The following is an 18,613-nucleotide window of genomic DNA, read 5'->3' as shown; positions in this document are numbered from 1 at the left end:
ATATATTAATAGAAAGAGGAGGGTACGGAATGAGAATGCGCTGGCCGGATTTTATCCGGTTCCGTTCGCTGCGGGGCAAGCTGGTCTGGTCCTTGCTTTTGCTTATTATTTTGCCGGTGGGCTTCATTTTCTACCGGTTTTACATTTCCTCCAAGACCATCCTCGAGAATCAGCTGTATCAATCGGACCAATATTCCATCAACCGCAAAGCCGATGAAATGAACGAGTGGGCCGTCCGTCTTATCAGCGCCACCAATCTATTAATCAACGATCCCCAGACGACCAAATACTTGCGGGAACCGGCCGGGTACGAGGAGAATTACAACTCTTTCCGGCTGATGGACGATCTTCAGAGAAAAATGTACAGCATCCGCGATTTGCTCCTGAACAGTAAGGCTTATGTAGGTCTGCTGGACGAGAGAGGAACCTTGCTGTCCACTTGGGCTCCGCTTCAGCGGCAGGATCCCCCCGAATGGAACCTGGCCTTTCTCGCCGAGGAAACGAAGAGGGAAGGAGGGATGCCCCATTGGTCTATTCATGAATTTCCGGACAGCGAACCGGACGGGCAAAAGCTTCTGGTGCTTTCGCGATACTATAAGGGGGAATTGGAAAAGGGACACGGGGTGGTCCTCGTCGGCATTCCGGTGCCGGCTTTCTTCTACGCGGAAGAAGAACTTATGAACCAGCGGGAAAAAGATACTTATACGCTTGTCCGTACGGGGGGCGGCAAGTATTTCGGTTCTCCGGAACCCTTTCCTGCCGAGCTTTCCCCCCTGCTTGAAACCGCTCCTAAAGGAAAGGAAACCATTCCTATGATGAAAAATGGGGAGAAAGGTTTTCTGGTGCATACGGCCCAGATCCCCCAACTTGGCTGGACTATCGTGCAATACACGGGACGCAAAAGCTTCGAAGCCCAGCTGTCCGCGGAGAAGAACCGTCTGATCGGCTGGGTGGGGCTGTGGTTCCTTCTGTTCGCGGTCGCTTTTGTCGTCCTTATGCTGCGTTTTACCAAGCCGGTTAAGGACCTGGTTCACTCCATGAGCCGGGTCGGGGAAGGGAACTTTGACGCCTCGGTGGATGTTAGGGGGCGCGACGAGATGGCCCGGCTCGGGCACCACTTCAACAAGATGGCGGACCAGCTTAAAGAGACGCTGGCGCGCCTTGAGGCGGAGCAGGAAACCAAGCGTATGGCCCAGTTTCAGGCGCTTCAAGCGCAGATTCACCCCCACTTTCTGCTTAATACGCTTAATTCCATCAAGTGGATGGCTCTCCTGTCGGGGGCCGAGCATGTCACGGACATGCTGACGAAGCTGGGCAAGCTGCTCGGGTATACGATGCGGAATCCGGAGGACCTGGTCACGCTTCGGGAAGAATTGGACTATCTTGGGGTCTATCTTTCCCTGCAGCAGATCCGGTACAACGATAATTTATCGGTCAGCACGGAGGTTCCCGAGGAGCTGCTTGCCTGCCGGCTGTACAAATTCACCCTGCAGCCGTTGGTCGAGAACAGCCTGCAATACGGGACACGCTTTCCCCTTCATCTCGACATAAGGGCCGAAGAAGAAGATGGGGATGTTATGATCAGCCTGCAGGACAACGGGGAAGGGATGACCGAGGAGAGGCTTCGGGAAGTGGAGGCCAGGATGCACCAGCCTCATGCCAAATACAGCGGGATCGGCATCCGGAACGTTCATGAGCGGATCAAGATGCAATGGGGAAGCCGCTATGGAGTCCGTCTGCAGAGTGCGCAGGGGGAGGGCATGCGGGTTATGATCCGGCTGCCCTTTAGGAAGGAGGAAGAGCATGATCTCCGTGCTGATCGTGGATGATGAGATATTGGTCCGGATCGGGCTCAAAACGATCATCCCTTCCGTCGATGCGGACTACCGGATTATAGGAGAAGCCTCCGACGGCAAGGAGGCTCTTGCCCTAATGCAAGCCCATCCCTGCGACATTGTCCTGACGGACATCCGCATGGAGGGAATGGACGGGCTTGAGCTGATGGAAAGAATACATGAGCAGTGGCCGGAAACGAAGGTTATCGTCCTCTCCAACCATAACGACTTTGCTTATGTACGCAAGGCCCTTCAGCTTGGGGCTTCCGAATACCTCATGAAGCTCGAGATGGACCCGAAGGAGCTGATGGGCAAGCTCGGTGTTCTTAAAGAAGAGATCATGCGTTCGAGGGAAAAGAACCGGGAACGCTCCCAGCTGGAATTCCGGCTGAACCGGTACGGCCGGGAGGTCAAGGAAAGAAGGCTCCGGGACTTGCTCACGCAGCACATCTCGCGGACGGAAACGGACAGCTTGTTTAAGGAATTCTCCGTAGCGCCGTTGGCGGCCCCCGTCACCGTTATGGCCGTCCAGATTGAGCGCTACGAGCGGCTGCTTGCCGAGAACCGGTTCAAAAGCGAGAAGCTGCTGCATTATACGACGGCCAATATTATGGAAGAAATAATGGGGAAGTATGGGAACGGGGAAGTCATTGACATTGACGGGGGAGTCTTCGCCCTGATCAAGGACCGGTTTGATCCGGAGATGCTGCGGGAAATGGGCCGGGCGGCCGCCGGCTTCATTAAGGTCTCGCTAGGCTTTGGGGTTTCCCGGCCGGCAGAAAGCCGCTACGAGTGGAGGAGGGCATTCGAAGAGGCGCAAGAAGCCCTCGGATACCGCTTCTATGAAGGCTTCGGGCAGATTCTGTACCACTGCCATCTTCCCCGTGAACCCAGGATCGCCCTTCTTGGATGGCCGGCGGAGGAGTGGACGGGCCTGGTCGTACGGGGAGAGGCAGACGAAATGTCACGCCGGCTGGGGGAATGGACAGGAGAAATCCGCAGGAAGGCTTCCGTTCCTCCGTCTGAAGTAAGGCGCCATCTCGTGCGCCTGCTGGATGGGCTGGCCGCCCTGCTGGCGGGAGAAGAGAACAGCCTGTCTTCCTTGCCATCCCATCAAGGTCAGTTTCCCTATCATATTGTTCGTCAGGGGGAAACGCTGGAGGAAATCTCGGAATGGCTCAGCGGATGGATTCCTGTCTACCTTGGGTATCGCAAAGAGCGGCACGGAATCCGCCTGCGTCCGGAAATCCAGGCGGTGGCCGACCGGATCCGGACAGGGTTTCATCTTCCCCTGAAGGTGGGGGAGCTGGCCGCCGATGCCGGATTCTCGGAGAATTACTTAAGCATTCTCTTTAAGAAGGAAACAGGGCAGACGATTACCGACTACCTGATGCAGGTGCGCATGAAGAAAGCACGGGAGCTTCTGATGGACCCGCAGATCAAAATTTATGAGGTGTCGGAAAAGGTGGGCTACGCCGATCCGAATCACTTCAGCCGAAGCTTTAAGCAGCTCGAAGGCATGTACCCGACTGAGTTCCGCAAGGCCTTTCTCCTTCCTTAAGACATGCGACCCGATGAAAAGCCGCCGGGACGGCCGCTATAAGAAATCTCCAGACTTGTATAAGAATCGTTCATTTCCATTCCACGAAGATTCCCCTACGCTAAGAACGTGACCTGCCGCCGGCATAGGCAGCGGAAGACAATTGTCCATCGAAAGGGGATGCTGTATTGAATCGCAAATGGATTGCTCTCTCGGCCGTTATGACCATCACCGCCGCCATGTCCCTCGGCTGCTCGGGGAAGAACGAGCCGGCCCCGCCGGCCGAAGCCTCCGGCAAACCGGAAGCTTCCACCTCGCCTAAGACCGCGCCGGTTTCCTTGAAATTCTGGGGCGGCGTACCGCCGGAAAGCGGCCCCCAGCAGGTGGTCGACAAGTGGAACAAGGAGCATCCGGACATCCAGGTGGAGTATATCCGCTATGTCAATGACGATACCGGGAATCTTAAGCTCGAAACCGCCCTGCTCTCCAAAACGGAAACGCCCGACTTGTTCATGACTTATGCCGACGAGCGGATCACGAAGCGGGTACAGGCGGGGATGACGGAGCCGCTGGACGACCTTATCGCCAAGTCCGGCTTTGATTTGAACGGGGTGATCGGGGCCGACCGGATCTTCAAGTATGACAACAAGATCCACTACATCCCGGCCTCGCGGAGCATAGGGGCCATTATGATCAACAAGACGGCCTTGGAGGAAGCGGGAGAGAAGCTGCCCGTATCGTGGACGTGGGACGAATTTGCCGCCCTTGCCAAAAAGCTGACCAAGGGAGACCGGAAGGGCCTGGTGCTGGAGCCCGCACAAGGAACGCTGGGCGAATATGTGGCCACTACCTCGAAGCCTTCCGACTGGCTGATTACGGCGGATGGGACATCGAATTTCAACAGTCCCGCGCTTAAGAAAGGCTTGGAGCTTCAGAAAAGCCTGGAGGAGAGCGGGGCGCTGATCAAGTACCCGGACGCGGTGGCGGGCAAAATCACGCTCCAGAACGAATTCCTGACCGGAAAAGCGGCCATGGCGCCGGCAGCTTCTTACCTCATCCGATATATCAAGGACACCAAGAACTTCCCGCATGACTTCCCAGTTGTCTTCGCCCCTTATCCTCAGTACGAGAAGGACGGGAAGGTGAACCCGGGAGGGGGCCTCGGCGATTATCTCTCCATTAACAAGAACAGCCCCCACAAGGAAGCGGCGATGAAATTCATGAACTGGTACCTGACCGACGGGGTCATGGAAATGGTGGCGGGAGGACGGATTCCCTCCAACCAGAAAATCGATTTCAACAAAATCTCCACCCTGCTGATCGGGGACGCCGAGAAATTAATCGACAAAGCCTCCCTGCAAGCGCTCCTGTCCGATAAACTGACCTATCCGTCCTCGAACCGCGTTCCCGCACCGGCAGAGCTTCGCGCCGTATACAAGGAAGAGATGGAGAAATACCTGTTCGGTGTCCAGCCGATCGACAAAACGCTCGAGATCATGAAAACACGGGGAGACGCCATCATCAAAAATGCTAAAAAATAATAGCAGAAGGCAGAAAGGACCAGCCCGGATTCGCAGCAGGCTGGTCCTTTCCTTTGACAGTGGGCCGGAGCCGGGAGGCTGGGGCTTCCAAGCCGAAAGAATTCTCCAGAAAGATGAAGGATGGCTCCATTTCCCGTAACCGGACCCGGACGTATAGTGAAGGGAAACCGAAAGGAGGCCTGCCGCCATGAAGCGGATTCACCAAGCGAAGCTGCACGAGAACCTTGCCGGCTATTTGTTTATTTTGCCCAACCTGGCCGGCTATTTGGTGTTCGTGCTGGTCCCAATTTTGTTCAGCCTGTATCTCGTCTTCCTGGATTGGGATTACTTAAAGGGCTTTTCCGGAATGGAGTGGGTGGGGCTGCAGAACTTCATCCGGATGGGGGACGACCCCAAGATCATCAAATCCTTGACCAACAACACCGTGTATACTATTCTTTCCGTCCCTTCCACCATGCTCATCGGTCTGCTGCTGGCCGTTGTCCTAAACCGGTACGTCTATTATAAGAATGCCCTGCGCACCATGATCTTCCTTCCTTACATAAGCAGCCTGGTGGCGGTTTCCGTCATCTGGAGCATTATGTACCAGGCCCAGAACGGGCCGGTCAATGCGGCTCTGAAGGCGCTCGGGGTGGCCCATCCTCCGGGCTGGTTGTCCAGTCCGAGCTCGGCTCTATACGCCATCATCATCATGGCGGTGTGGGCGACCGTCGGATACGCCATGGTCCTTTATCTCGCCGGTCTGCAGGGGATTCCGAAGGACCTTTATGAAGCGGCGGATATAGACGGGGCCTCGCCGATCCGCAAGCTGCTGCGGATTACCATACCGATGCTTACGCCGACGACCTTTTTTCTCGGGGTAACGCTTCTTATCGGTTCGTTCCAGGTATTTGGCCCCGTGGCCGTTATGACCCAGGGGGGACCGGTCGATTCCACCATGGTGCTGTCGTACCACATTTACCTCCTGGCTTTCCGCTATTACCAGATGGGGTATGCCGCCGCGTTGTCCTGGGTTCTCTTTGCCCTCATTTTCGCCATTACCCTTCTGCAGTGGAAAGCCCAAAGCCGCTGGCAGAATACTTATCTATAGGAAAGGAGAAGCTGCGCTGATGAAAGAGAATTTAGCGGAAACCCGCCATCTGGATAAACCTCGCCTTCATGCCGTTTCCCGTACGGCCGTGAAGCCGGCTGCCCGACCAATTACCGCCGTGCGCCGAAAGCGTTACGGGCTTGAAATCGGCCGCCTGATGATTACGGTTCTGCTGCTTGGCTTCTCCGTGCTTATGATCGTCCCTTTTCTGTGGATGGTTTCCACCTCCTTCAAGGTGAACGCGGATGTTTTCCGCTACCCCATTGACTGGATACCCGATACTTGGCACCTCGAGAACTACAGGCAGGTATGGACGGGGGCCAACCCTTTCTATGTCTATTACTGGAATTCGCTCAAAATCACCGGGTTGACCGTGGCCGGCAACCTGCTGACAAGCGCCATGGCCGGCTTCGCTTTTGCGAAGCTGAACTTTAAGGGACGCAGCTTTCTGTTCCTTCTATACCTGTCGACCCTTATGATCCCGGGGCAGGTCCTGCTTGTTCCGCGCTTTATCCTCTTCGACTGGCTTCATCTGCTCAACACTCATTATGCGCTTATCCTGCCCGGTCTGTTTACGGTACTGGGCACCTTCATGATGCGCCAGTTTTTCACCAGTCTCCCGGGGGAGCTATTGGAAGCGGCCCGGGTGGACGGAGCGGGCTACTGGCGCATGTTCTGGCAGATTGGCCTGCCGCTTACTAAGCCGGCTCTCGTCACCCTGATGATTCTTACGTTTACTTGGCACTGGAATGATTACGAGAGCCCGCTTATTTTCCTGCGCGACAAGGCGCTGTATACGATTCCTCTCGGCTTGACCAATTTCGTGGAGGAATATGGCACGAACTATGTTCTGCTTTTAGCCGCATCGGTATCCGCTCTTGTTCCCGTTCTGCTGGTTGTGCTGGCCGGACAGAAGTGGATAGTGGAGGGGATTGCCAATACCGGTTTAAAAGGATAACCGATTCTACAGGAGGAGGATGGCAATCAAAACCCATGGGGCAGGAAGATTATGGCTCTCCCTGTTGTGTGCGCTATGGCTGATCGGGGCGTTCCGGGGGACTCCGCACCCCCGGGCGTCCGCAGCCGACGGGTATGATGTCGGGGTCTTTTATTTCTCGGACTGGAATCCGACGTTTGGGGCATCGAATGTAAGAAGCACCGAAAGGCTGTACGACAGGCCCAATGACTGGTGGGGAGGGGTGAAGGATCATGTGACGGCTCCGGGGCCTTGGGGCTACGGGCCGTTTCCGGAGAGAGAACCGGTGCTCGGCTGGTACAATGACAGCGAGCAGGGCATTATGGACCAGCACATTCTTCAGGCTTCGAGCCGGGGAATCGACCATTTTGCCTTCTATTATTATTGGAAGGATCAAGGAGGAGGGGATCGGCCCGGACAGAATGTCTACAATTTTGTGCAATCGCCTCACAAGGATTTAATGAAATTCTACCTGTATGTCATAGCCGACGGAACGTGGCCGGCCTCGGATTGGAATTCGCTTATGGTCCCCAAGCTGATTTCGTTCATGAAAGACCCGTCTTACAAAAGGACACCGGACGGACGCCCCATTGTCGGCTTCTATGGGAATTTCGACGTTCGCCTCGGAGGAACCGAGCAGTGGAAGCAGGCCCTCCTGACATTAAGAAGTGAAGCCCAGAAAGCGGGGCTGCCCAACCCGCTGTTAATTGTAAACGGTTACCGGAACTTGGCCGAACAGTCCGCCAAAGGATACGACGGCTTCCTCCCGCTGAATCTGGCCGGAATCGGGCTCGAGGACAATGCCGGCATTCCGGAGGATTACACCACGTCCTACCCATCCGCCTGGAACGATTTCGTCTATGCCAGCTATCCGGCGGGTTCAGGCTTCGAGAACTATGAGAATTATTTATTCATTCCCGGAGGATTAAGCGGCTTCGATCCAAGGCCGTGGCGGGCTATCGGCTATGGGGACCACAACGGGGTGGAAACCTACAACTATTCGGAGCCTTCTCCGTCGAAATTCCGGGTTCAGGTCCAGAATGTAAAGAGCTATCTGGACACCCATCCGCGTTCGATGAACATGGCCACCTTCTATGCCTGGAACGAATTCGGGGAGGGAGGCGGAATCGAACCGACGACGATGTACGGCTACGGTTACTTGAATGCTTTGCAGGAAGTGTTCGGTCTGAGCAATGCCGCTTACCGGACCAAGGTCTCCGCCGGAGGATTGCCGGATCTGGATCCGCAGCTGAGGCTGGAGTTTGCCCCCGAGCACCCAACGTTTACAGATGGCCAGACTCTCAAGGTCAAAGGAACGGTGACAAACCTCTTCAGCAAGACGGTGGGCAAAGCCCAGCTCAGCTTGAATGCGGGGGGAGCGGCGATTCTTTCGTCCTCGGGCACCTTCCAGGAGGATGTGAAGCCGGGAGATAAGCGAACCGTGGAGTTTACGATTCGAACCCCCCAGGCTGCCGATTGGAGCAAGCTTCCGTTAACGGTCACGGCGAATTACTCGGTTAACGGCCGGACCGGCAGCCAATCCATGACGACCCATGCTGTACAGACCCCTGCTGTCTATGGGGTCATCGAGCCGGTCAACCGGCCGGTATTCGCGGGAGAGACCGTTCCGGTTAAGATCAGCATCCGGGATTACTCCTTGCAGGAAGCTTACGGGACTTACCAGGTCGGCTTGCCGGACGGCTGGAGCATGGTCGGCAAGGATCAGGGGTCATTTGCCCTCTCACCGTATGCGGGAGGGGTCGAAACCAACCGGAGGTTTACTCAAACGGTTAACGTGGTCGTGCCTCCCGATGTGGCGGACGGTACGGCTAATCTCAAGCTCGCGATAATGAAGGACGGTTCAACGGCTGAAACCGTTACCCCCGTGAAGGTAGGCAATTATGTACGGAACCCGAGTTTTGAAAGCGATTACGATAACGACGGACTCGCCAACTCCTGGCAGAAGGTGACCGGCAAGGAAACCGTTACCCGGTCCACCTACGCGATGGACGGAAGCTACTCGCAGCAGTTCGCGGGAGACGGCTACGGCAATGGCATCAGCCAAGAATGGTTTAAAGTTATCCCAGGCCAAACGTATATCGTGGAGGCGTGGGTGAAAGTGGACTCCGGTATGGTCAATATCGTGGAAGCAGAAGCGGACGCCGGCTTCCAAACGTTCCTCGGCTATAATCTGCAGCAGAAAGTAACGGCAGGAGACTGGCAGAAATTCACGCTGACGCTCACGGCCAAAGCGAACGCCGCCAACGCGAGCATCCGTTTCCTGACATGGGCGGACGGTCACACGGCTGCCTACGTCGACCGGGTGGTGTTTAAGCCGGCGCCCTAGGAATTCTTCCTCTCCGAACCGTTTCTATAGAAAGCAGGTGTCTTATCCGCAAAGGAAGTAAGACACACCCCGCAAGCTGGCTGCCGGCCCACCGGCAGCCTTTTTAAATTTGTATTGCCAACGGTTTCAGGAAAATATTACAATTCTCTGTAGCGAATGAATGCGGCTTGCCCGGTATTGGTTCGACTATTAGGTAAGAAAGGAGAAGAGGAAATGAAGAAGACAGCCCTCAAGCTGCTGATCATGACAATGCTGGTACCGCTTGCCCTCCCTTCCGTTACGTTAACCGCCGCGGGACAAAAACCGGTAAGCTCCGCAGACTTCCCGGACCTTAAGGATCTGGATGACGCAACGAAGGCCAAATTCGACGCTATGATTCAGGCCGGCGTATTTGATGGAGTGGCGGAGGGGAAGTTTGGTTTGCAGGAGGAAATGAACCGGGCTCAGATCGCCAAAGTCCTGTCCCTTATTATAGGGCTAAAGGTGGATTCCACGGTTAAGCAATCCACCTTTACCGATGTAAAAGCCGATGATCCTGCTAACGGCTGGGCTATCCCCTACATAGAAGCGGTCAAAAATGCCGGCATTACCAACGGCACCGGAGTGGGGACCTTCGACCCCGGCGGCAAGGTAACGAAAGAGCAGCTCGCCGCCTTCCTGATCCGGGCGCTGGGGCAGGAAGAACTAGCCAAGAAGGAGCCGGGGGTCGCAGATTCGACTGTCTCCGATTGGGCCAGAGGCTATGTGGCTCTAGCTTTGCAGCAGAAGCTGCTGGCATCGGCCGGCGACCGGAAATTCCATGGCCCGTCCCCCGCTACGAGAGAAACGCTGGTGCTGAGCTCCTTCGAAGCCCTGCAGAAATACGTTCCTCCCCAGTCTGATCTCTATGCCATTAAGAGTGTGGAGGCCATCGGGGCGAGAAAATTAGCCGTCCATCTGACAAAAGCGGGCAAAGGAACGCCTTTGTCCTTCCAGGTTTCGAAGAAGGGGGAAGGGCTCTCGGCCTCTGCTGTGGAGTGGACCGATCCGATGACCGCCGTTCTGACCATGAACCGGAAGTTCGGGGACGAGCTTTTTCAGGTTTCTTTATCGGGAGATGTTCCGCTTGCAACTGCAGGTAAGAGCAAGTTTGTCCAGACGGTCAAGGAAAAGATCGAAACCATACGGTTCCTTAATCCGTCGGAGTTTTTGCCGTTTGGCGAGGATACGGTCGTGGCCTTTGAAGCGCTCAATCAGTACAAGGAGGTCACGGACCTGACGGCGGAAGATTTCCGGGTCAAAATGACCGCCGGCACAGCCGAGCCGGTGGATGGCCGGCAGGCCTTCCTTCTTAAGCTTAAGAATGCCATGCCGAAGGAGAAGACCGAGATAACGGTTTCTATTCTTTCCCAAGACGGTGCCCAAGCTGTCAAAACCTTCCGGATCGGGCAAAGGCCCATCGCGTCCGCGGTTCAAGTGCTGGGACTGTATGAGGCTTCGGGGCAGCCTGCCGGTCAGCTTACCGGCGGAAGCACCGGCTCCCTGCGGTTCGGCCTTTTGGATCAGTACGGCAATCCTTACCTGAACACGGACCGCCTCGGCGAAACGGTTTCCGTTTCCACCACCAACTCCGTGCTGCAAGCCTCAAGGAGCTACTCTCCACTGGGAGAAGGCCGTTATTCTGTGCTGCTGAGTGCGGCTGGAGTCAACAAGCTGACCAAGGTGACGGTCACGGTATCCACCCCCGCGGGAGGGAAGGATTCGCTGGAGGTTGCCATCGTTCCCGATCCGAAAGCTCCAGAGGACGGAGGGATCTGGCTGCCTTTGCCTACTCCAATAAACAGCCCGACGCCTACTCCGACGCCAACATCAACATCAACACCGACGCCTACTCCGACACCAACATCGACACCGACGCCAACGCCAACCCCGACGACGGAGCCCACATCGCCCCCCGTCCAAGGACCGATTCTTAATGATGTCTCGATTGGCCCGCTTGCCGTAGGGGAAGCCGTCTACGCGACGAGCAGTGTGGACGGAGAGATCTTCCTGGTCGAAACGGGAGTCTGGAAAGACGGCATCACCTATGACGAATTGAATGCTGCGGTTCTGGCGGAGCACGCGGTGCGCTGGAATACCTTAGGCGGCCTGCCCAGCTATCGCAGCACAGAAGGGTTCCTGCCGGGCACCTTTAAGGTAGTGGCAGCGGATTCCCAAGGTAGTCTGTCCGTCTGGCTTTTCCATGTTCTTCTTAAAGAATGGGTGCCTCATGTCACTTACCTTAGAGAGAATACCGACACTCATCAAATCGAAGTAAAGACGGACACCGACGGAAAAGTCTATATGGTTCCCCTGACCGTTTATCGTTCCAATCTGGATCCAGACGGATTTCCCGATGCCGCCAAGCTCGATGAGCTGATCGCAGCCGGGAGCTCAGGTATAGGAAGAATAGACGTGACAGCCAATACGATGGGGTATATGCAGAAATCTCCCGTCATGAACGCCGGCTCCTACCAAATTTTCATAGTGGATGCTCAGGGGAATCTCTCCGCCACCACCGATATTATGCTTTCCTGATAGATTATGCTTTCCTGATAGGGACGAAGGTTATCCAGCCGCCTGCTGCGCAGGCGGTTCTTTGTTTTTCCAATGCCCGGAAAGGCCGTGCTTTCTTCTAATAATATTCGCAAACAGCCATTGACAAAGAAAGCCCTTTCAGACTATGATTTAAATGTATTCAAGCAAATATAAACATATTATTAATGCTAACAAACATGGAGGTGCAGGATGAGAAAAAGGTATGAAGAGGGTAGGAAGAAAGAGAAGAGGAACAGCAAAACAAAAAGGTGGGTACAAGCAACGGCGGGCATTGCCTTATTAAGCATGATGCCATTATTTCCGGGTGCGGCTATTGCCGAGAAGCCTCCTTTGCTGAGCAAGCGCTTTGATCTGACGGCTCAGGCGACCGAGGTCATCCGGGACAAGGCTCTGCATAACGGAACGGTTCTGCAATCCTTTGCGTTCGACAATGCCAACAGCCGGATTTATACGGTCCAGCTTATGGCGGGCGGGCTGCAGCTTCCGGGAGAGGCCGCACCGGTCAGCGGAGGAACAAGGGACGGGAACGGAGACATGGCCTTGACGGAGTTGGATGCCGAAGGAAATGAAACCGGGTACATGTACCTCAAAGGCTTCGGTCACGGCGTTCAGATCGGGGTGGAAACGGTCGGGGATACGTCTTATCTGTGGACGGAAACCGATTCGGTTAAAGAAGGAAGCAGCGGCTGGGGAACCCAGCTTGCCCGGTTCAAGTTCGAGAACGGGAAAGTTCTGACTCCCGCCTCTCCCGAGCTGGAGAAGTTTAAACTGATGGAAGGGATCGACCGTACGACGGTTAATATCGATCCCACTAATAACCTGCTCACGATGCGCTACCGCAAGGACGGATCCTTCCGCTACGGCGTTTATGACCTGGAAGCGGTGAAGCGCAGGGAATTCCAGCCGATCGCCGATGTGGCCCAGCCGACGGTAGGCACCTTCCAGGGCTTTGTTTCGTACGGCGGCTTCCTGTATCTGCTGGAGGGGAACTCCTTCGGTTCCGGGGGATCGACCGCTCCGGTGGGCAACACCTATATTACGACCGTCAACCTGCAAACCGGTGAGGTAGAGGACAAGCAGTTGGTTTCAGCAGGAGCGGACGTGACCTTCCGCGAGCCGGAAGGCATGGCCATCCGGCTTCCGGATGCCAAGCATGGCCAGAAGGCCGAGCTCTGCCTGGGCTTTGCCTCCGACTTTACGCCTCACCGCTTGGCCAATATCTTTGCCTTTGACCAGCTGCTGCCCGATCAGGCGCTGGATAACCGGAGAAGCGGGCAGCCGTCTGCGGAGTAACCGAGAGGTTGCTCATTAGAGCAAACCCTCATCTCGATGTTCATTTGTGCGCGTTTTACAAGCCTGGAGGGACGATGGTTCCTTCAGGCTTTTTCTGCCTGTCCCGCAGTGGATTGTATAGGGGAGGGGGGGTATGATAAACTAAAAAGAAAAAGGAGCCATTTCCATGGAGGATGCCATTCAACCGGGCGCGACGCCGGGTCATGACGCTTGTACAGCCGACGAACGCAAAAGCCATCATTCCGATAAAACCAAAAGCAACCTCATCAACCGCCTAAACCGAATAGAAGGACAGGTCCGCGGACTAAAGGGATTGATTGAACGGGACGTTTACTGCGACGATGTCCTCAATCAGATCTCATCCGTACAATCCGCGTTGAACGGGGTGGGGAAGCTGCTGCTCGAACATCATATGAAGAGCTGCGTGCTTGAGCGGATCCAGGACGGGGAGAACGAAGTGATCGACGAGCTGCTGACGACCATCAACAAGCTTATGAAATGAACAGGTTTGCGGAGGATTCGAGGGAATCCTCTTTTTTTCGTTTGAAGATCGGGCAATTGGGTAAAGTATACTGTGGCCGGCCTTCCCTATAGGGTAGGCAGGTACCCTAAGTTCTAATCGAGGAGGTTCTACCATGAACATGACTCAGCAGCAAGTTAAGCAATGTATCGAAGAGTGCCTTAAGTGTATGCAAGCGTGCAATCATTGCTATGATGCCTGTTTGAACGAAGAGCATATAGGGATGATGAAGGAGTGCATCCGGCTGGACCGGGAGTGTGCGGACATCTGCGCTTATGCGGCACAAGCCATGTCCCGTAACAGCCCGTTTGCCAAGGAGATATGCCGGCTCTGCGCCGACATTTGCGAAGCATGCGGGAACGAATGCAAGAAGCATCAGCATGAGCATTGCCAACGCTGTGCCGAAGCCTGCTTCCAATGTGCCGAGGCTTGCCAGGCGATGGCTGCTTAAGGGGCTGGCCGCCGGGAAGAAGAAGTCCATAGACGTTCCCGAACGATCCCTTTCTCTTGAGGGGATCGTTTTGTCGTGCCGGCATTTTCAGAGGACACGGCTCGGAGCCCTTCCGATATGATATAATGAACGGCGTCCGGTCACATCACCTAGACCGAAATAGGGACGAGAGGAAGCGAATCCGGTGCCGGTTAATCTCGGATATTTTTTATTTTTCTATGTATTCATTTATATGAGCAATGCGGTATATGGAACGTTCATTCCGCTTTATTTCCAGGACGTCGGGTTTACGCAGTCGCAGATTGGAACCCTGCTCAGCTTGGGGCCGCTCGTGGCCGTTCTCGCCCAGCCGGTTTGGGGAACGTTCAGCGACCGGGCCCGGACGAAGAATGGGATTCTTCTTCTTCTCATAGGGGGCACCACTGTGTCGGTGCTGCTTTATCCGCTATCGGACCAATTCGCCTATTTACTGGTTATGATCTCCCTGTTCACGTTCTTTCAAACCTCCATTTTTGCCGTCGGCGATGCCATTACCTTGGAGGCGCTGGACCGGAGAAAATCGGGTAATTTCAGCCATATCCGATTAGGAGGAACGGTGGGCTTTGCCATTATGTCCATCCTCTTCGGCTTGATAGCGAGCAAGCATATCGATCTTCTGTTTGTCGTATATGCCGGGCTGCTGGTGATCAGCTTCCTGCTCGTCACCCGGTTTCCCCGGATCGAAGGGCACCAATCCCAGGGGCGGACCATGCGCATCTGGGTGCTGCTCCGGAACCGTCGTCTAATGCTTTATCTGACGTTTAATTTTCTTATTCAAATTTCTCTCGGATATTATTATTCGTTCTTTCCTCTTTACTTTAAGGAAATGGGCGGCGCGCCATCCTGGCTGGGCTGGTCTATGGTCATTTCTTCCTTAAGCGAGGTTCCGTTTCTTCTGCTGTCCCGCCGGATTTTCGCCCGCATTCCGGTGCCGTTCATTCTTCTGGGAGCCGGCGCGGCCGCGGCCCTTCGCTGGTACTTCTTCTCGGTCATCGGTAATCCTTACTGGACGCTGCCGGTACAGGTTCTGCACGGAGCGATTTTCATCGTGCTTTCGGTCACCATGGCCACCGTCATCAACCGGGAGGTGCCGAACGAGCTTAAGGCGAGCGGACAGACGCTGAACGGGCTGCTCAGTCTGGGGGCGGCCCGGATCATCGGGAGCTTCAGCGGGGGGCTGGCCAGCGAGGCGTTCGGCATGAGACGGGTTTTCTCGTTTCATTTCGGTCTGTCGCTTCTCTGCGTGGCCGGCTTCGCGGTTCTTTTTCTCTTGCAGCACAGGAGGGAACAATCCACGGCTGAAACCGGCACGCTCTAATAGGCCGGGACGTTGGAAGTAAAGGGGGAGGCCGGTTCACCAAATTGTCACATCTGATAGGAAAAAGAAGCCTTAAGCCGCTGACGGCTTTAGGCTTTTTTTGTCATGATAGAAAGCAGAGAGATAATCATACATAGGAGGAGCTACGGATGAGTGAATGGGTGAAAGCCATGATGCTGGGAATGGTGGAAGGAATGACGGAATTTCTTCCGGTGTCCTCCACCGGACATTTGATTCTGGCCGGCGACCTGCTGAACTTTCAGGGAGACGGAGCGCACACCTTTGAAGTGGTCATTCAGCTTGGGGCTGTCCTGGCGGTATTGCTGCTTTATTGGAAGAGATATTGGGCCATTGCGGCGGATTTGATCCGGTTCCGTTTTCCTAAGGACCGATTGAATGCCATTCATATGGTGCTGGCCATGATTCCGGCGCTAGTGGTTTATTTGTTGTTTAAGGACCTTATCAAGACGAAGCTGTTTGGACCCGGGCCGGTGCTTTGGGCATTGATTCTGGGCGGTCTGCTTCTTCTCGTTTCCGTCAAAATCAGGAGAAAGCGAACGGCCGAAACGTCCGACGATCTGTCCTACGGACAAGCCTTGGGGATCGGCCTGTTTCAGTGCCTGGCTCTCTGGCCCGGATTTTCCCGCTCCGGTTCGACCATCTCCGGGGGGATGCTGCTTGGCACCAGCCAGAAGGCCGCTGCGGATTTCACGTTTATCATCTCGGTTCCCGTCATGCTCGGAGCCACGGTTCTGGATATGTACGCGAGCCGCGATCAGCTGTCTTCGGGGGATCTCGGTCTGTTTCTTGTCGGTTTTCTGGCGGCCTTTGCGGTGGGAATGGTCATTGTGACCGCCTTTCTGAAGCTGATCAAGAAGCTGGACCTGTCCTGGTTTGCGTACTACCGTTTCGCCTTGGCGGGCTTGTTCTACTTCTTCGTCATGCGGTGAGTTTGTTCACAATCCCTTCCTTATTGGTGTGACGGCAATCACACTTCCGGCGGCTTTTTCTCCTTATACTTGAACTATAACAAGGAAGAGAAAATACAAGGTAGAGAAAGAGGGTAACCCGCCATGCTGAAACCCGAAACGATTCGTATCATTCAATCCACTGTCCCTGTTCTGGAAGTTTACGGTAACGCCATTACCAAACGGTTCTATGAGAGAATGTTTGCCGAGCATCCCGAGCTGCTGAATATCTTCAACCACGCCAATCAGAAGCAGGGGAGGCAGCAGCAGGCTTTGGCGAATGCCGTGTATGCGGCCGCCAAGCACATCGACCGTCTGGAGGCGATCCTGCCGGCGGTTAAACAGATTGCGCATAAGCACCGCAGCCTTGGCGTCAAGCCGGAGCATTATCCCATCGTGGGCCGTCATCTTCTGGCCGCTATTAAAGAAGTGCTGGGGGAAGCGGCCACCGACGAGATCATAGCCGCCTGGGGCGAAGCCTATGGCATGATCGCCGAAGCCTTTATCGGGGTGGAGCAGAAGATGTATGAGGAGTCGGTTCATCAGCCGGGGGGCTGGGAAGGCTTCCGTTCCTTCCGTGTAGTCAAGAAGGTGAAGGAAAGCCAGCCCATTACTTCCTTCTATCTGGTCCCGGCCGACGGCGGGGGCCCGGCCTCTTTCCTGCCGGGCCAATACATCAGCGTGCGGGTTCAGATTCCGGGAAGCCCGTATACCCACATCCGCCAGTACAGCCTGTCGGATTCGCCGGGCAAGCCGTATTACCGCATTTCGGTCAAGAAAGAAGAGGGAGAGGGAAACCGCCCGGACGGTCAAGTTTCGGTTTACCTGCATGATCAGATCCAGGAAGGAGATACCTTGGACCTGAGCGCTCCGGCCGGAGAATTTGTTCTTGAGAAGGAAGGCGAGAAGCCCGTGGTGCTGATCAGCGGCGGGGTCGGCCTCACCCCCATGATGTCGATGCTTAATTCGCTCGTGGAGTCCAATCCCGGCCGGAAGGTAACCTTTCTTCACGCGGCACGGAGCGGGGAACACCATGCGTTCCGTCAGGCTGTGCTCGAAACGGCCGCGGCTCATCCCCAAGTATCGGCTTACTGGTGCTACAGTGAGCCGACGGACGAGGACAGGGATTCCCGCTCCTTCCATAAGGACGGCTACGTGGAGCTGGATTGGCTGAAGGCCGTTGTGCCGGCGAAAGAAGCATCTTTTTACGTTTGCGGACCCGTTCCCTTCCTGCAAAATGTGTACGCCCAGCTTAAGGAATGGGGAGTGGCCGACCAGGATCTGCATTATGAATTCTTCGGTCCGGCCGCAAGCCTGGAAGCGCCTCAGAACGTCGAGGTATAGGTTGTGATGATTCAGAAGCCCATGGAGCTCCCATGGGCTTCTTTCTGTTGAGGGAAGGGAGAGGTTACTCCAGCTGCGCAGCGGACTTCCCGGCCGACTGCGCCCGAAGCAGGCGGTTGACCGTTTCCCGGCGAAGCCCGATTAGCTGGCCGATTTCCTCTTGGGTCAGAATATCGGTCAAGGCGCCGGCCGGGATATAGGAGGAGAACCAGCTCTGCAGCTTGCGCAGCTTGTCGGCCGGAGCCACTTCCGTCAGCTGGTCGATCCGCTGCTGCATCATCCGAAGCTTCTGCTGTAGCAGAAGCGCGATTTCCCGGCATTGGCCGGCGTCCTCCTTCAGATTCCGGTACCATTGCTCCGTGTCGAGAGCTTCAATTTCGCAGGTAACGAGGGCGGACGCGGTTCCGTAGCAAGAGCTCGGACTGATAAGCGAATGATGGGGGATCACTTCTCCCGGAACGATAATGTTTACCAGGGTGGGGGTTCCGTCTTCGTGGAGACGGGTGATTTTGAGCATCCCGCTGACGAGCCGGTAGAGCGGGCTCTCCTCCCCTTGGCGAAAAAGAATTTCCCCTTTGTGCAGAATCACACGGAACCAATCTCCTTTCTTGTTGAGTCGCTTTTTCTATTATACCAAAGCAAAGGGGGGCAGGCTTCTCCCGGGACGGGGAGACGTCCCCGCCCCAAGTCCAGTCGCTATACCGCCTCCGGCCGGTTCAGGAAATTCCTTCCATGCCCTATAGTGGAATCAAACCATAAGGGGAAAGGATGGGA

General features: G+C 55.4%; 14 protein-coding genes. 13 read left to right on the top strand and 1 reads right to left on the bottom strand.

From position 1 onward, the window contains the following. Window positions 1-29 precede the first annotated feature (29 nt). The 13 genes from MJA45_RS15420 (at window position 30) to hmpA (ending at window position 17,839) form a co-directional block, all read left to right on the top strand. On the top strand, window positions 30-1,829 hold the full coding sequence (locus MJA45_RS15420) for a cache domain-containing sensor histidine kinase (protein WP_315602804.1): 1,800 nt from the start codon (window positions 30-32) through the stop codon (window positions 1,827-1,829). Continuing rightward, entirely contained in the window at window positions 1,804-3,396 is a 1,593-nt protein-coding gene (locus MJA45_RS15415; RefSeq protein WP_315602803.1) for a response regulator, read from the top strand. Before MJA45_RS15420 ends, MJA45_RS15415 begins: the two co-directional genes overlap by 26 nt. A 167-nt stretch (window positions 3,397-3,563) precedes the next feature. Beyond that, the gene (locus MJA45_RS15410; RefSeq protein WP_315602802.1) at window positions 3,564-4,916 is read left to right on the top strand and encodes an ABC transporter substrate-binding protein; all 1,353 of its coding nucleotides are present in this window, start codon (window positions 3,564-3,566) and stop codon (window positions 4,914-4,916) included. Window positions 4,917-5,103: 187 nt separating this feature from the next. Then, complete coding sequence (locus tag MJA45_RS15405; RefSeq protein WP_315602801.1) at window positions 5,104-6,006, top strand: carbohydrate ABC transporter permease; 903 nt, start codon at window positions 5,104-5,106, stop codon at window positions 6,004-6,006. Window positions 6,007-6,025: 19 nt separating this feature from the next. Then, window positions 6,026-6,964 (top strand): carbohydrate ABC transporter permease, encoded by a 939-nt coding sequence (locus MJA45_RS15400; protein ID WP_315602800.1) that lies wholly within the window; start codon window positions 6,026-6,028, stop codon window positions 6,962-6,964. Window positions 6,965-6,983: 19 nt separating this feature from the next. Next, window positions 6,984-9,329, top strand: a complete 2,346-nt coding sequence (locus MJA45_RS15395) for a glycoside hydrolase family 99-like domain-containing protein (RefSeq protein WP_315602799.1) — start codon at window positions 6,984-6,986, stop codon at window positions 9,327-9,329. 213 nt (window positions 9,330-9,542) lie between these two features. Continuing rightward, a complete protein-coding gene (locus tag MJA45_RS15390; RefSeq protein WP_315602798.1) occupies window positions 9,543-11,885 on the top strand; it encodes an S-layer homology domain-containing protein in 2,343 nt (780 codons plus the stop codon). A 306-nt stretch (window positions 11,886-12,191) separates the two neighbouring features. Further along, complete coding sequence (locus MJA45_RS15385; RefSeq protein WP_315602797.1) at window positions 12,192-13,199, top strand: phage baseplate protein; 1,008 nt, start codon at window positions 12,192-12,194, stop codon at window positions 13,197-13,199. A gap of 166 nt (window positions 13,200-13,365) precedes the next feature. Beyond that, window positions 13,366-13,701 carry a metal-sensitive transcriptional regulator gene (locus MJA45_RS15380; RefSeq protein WP_315602796.1) on the top strand — a complete coding sequence of 112 codons (336 nt, stop codon included), beginning with the start codon at window positions 13,366-13,368 and terminating at the stop codon, window positions 13,699-13,701. Window positions 13,702-13,840: 139 nt separating this feature from the next. Beyond that, a complete protein-coding gene (locus tag MJA45_RS15375; RefSeq protein ID WP_315608034.1) occupies window positions 13,841-14,170 on the top strand; it encodes a four-helix bundle copper-binding protein in 330 nt (109 codons plus the stop codon). 184 nt (window positions 14,171-14,354) lie between these two features. Next, the gene (locus MJA45_RS15370; protein WP_407083045.1) at window positions 14,355-15,527 is read left to right on the top strand and encodes an MFS transporter; all 1,173 of its coding nucleotides are present in this window, start codon (window positions 14,355-14,357) and stop codon (window positions 15,525-15,527) included. A gap of 149 nt (window positions 15,528-15,676) precedes the next feature. Beyond that, on the top strand, window positions 15,677-16,477 hold the full coding sequence (locus MJA45_RS15365; protein WP_315602794.1) for an undecaprenyl-diphosphate phosphatase: 801 nt from the start codon (window positions 15,677-15,679) through the stop codon (window positions 16,475-16,477). A gap of 123 nt (window positions 16,478-16,600) precedes the next feature. Next, on the top strand, window positions 16,601-17,839 hold the full coding sequence (gene hmpA / locus MJA45_RS15360; protein WP_315602793.1) for an NO-inducible flavohemoprotein: 1,239 nt from the start codon (window positions 16,601-16,603) through the stop codon (window positions 17,837-17,839). A 64-nt stretch (window positions 17,840-17,903) separates the two neighbouring features. On the opposite strand, the gene MJA45_RS15355 is transcribed toward hmpA, so the two are convergent. Then, on the bottom strand, window positions 17,904-18,428 hold the full coding sequence (locus MJA45_RS15355) for a Crp/Fnr family transcriptional regulator (RefSeq protein ID WP_315602792.1): 525 nt from the start codon (window positions 18,426-18,428) through the stop codon (window positions 17,904-17,906). Between the last annotated feature and the right edge of the window lie 185 nt (window positions 18,429-18,613).

The organism is Paenibacillus aurantius, from assembly GCF_032268605.1.
Taxonomy (GTDB): domain Bacteria; phylum Bacillota; class Bacilli; order Paenibacillales; family NBRC-103111; genus Paenibacillus_AO; species Paenibacillus_AO aurantius.
This window is presented reverse-complemented; position numbering and strand designations above follow the sequence as displayed.

What these genes read in the sequence shown, in the direction of transcription:
- MJA45_RS15420 (WP_315602804.1), top strand. Translation starts at nt 30, where the DNA reads ATGAGAATGCGCTGGCCGGATTTTATCCGGTTCCGTTCGCTGCGGGGC.
- MJA45_RS15415 (WP_315602803.1), top strand. Translation starts at nt 1,804, where the DNA reads ATGATCTCCGTGCTGATCGTGGATGATGAGATATTGGTCCGGATCGGG.
- MJA45_RS15405 (WP_315602801.1), top strand. Translation starts at nt 5,104, where the DNA reads ATGAAGCGGATTCACCAAGCGAAGCTGCACGAGAACCTTGCCGGCTAT.
- MJA45_RS15400 (WP_315602800.1), top strand. Translation starts at nt 6,026, where the DNA reads ATGAAAGAGAATTTAGCGGAAACCCGCCATCTGGATAAACCTCGCCTT.
- MJA45_RS15395 (WP_315602799.1), top strand. Translation starts at nt 6,984, where the DNA reads ATGGCAATCAAAACCCATGGGGCAGGAAGATTATGGCTCTCCCTGTTG.
- MJA45_RS15390 (WP_315602798.1), top strand. Translation starts at nt 9,543, where the DNA reads ATGAAGAAGACAGCCCTCAAGCTGCTGATCATGACAATGCTGGTACCG.
- MJA45_RS15385 (WP_315602797.1), top strand. Translation starts at nt 12,192, where the DNA reads ATGATGCCATTATTTCCGGGTGCGGCTATTGCCGAGAAGCCTCCTTTG.
- MJA45_RS15380 (WP_315602796.1), top strand. Translation starts at nt 13,366, where the DNA reads ATGGAGGATGCCATTCAACCGGGCGCGACGCCGGGTCATGACGCTTGT.
- MJA45_RS15375 (WP_315608034.1), top strand. Translation starts at nt 13,841, where the DNA reads ATGACTCAGCAGCAAGTTAAGCAATGTATCGAAGAGTGCCTTAAGTGT.
- MJA45_RS15365 (WP_315602794.1), top strand. Translation starts at nt 15,677, where the DNA reads ATGAGTGAATGGGTGAAAGCCATGATGCTGGGAATGGTGGAAGGAATG.
- hmpA (WP_315602793.1), top strand. Translation starts at nt 16,601, where the DNA reads ATGCTGAAACCCGAAACGATTCGTATCATTCAATCCACTGTCCCTGTT.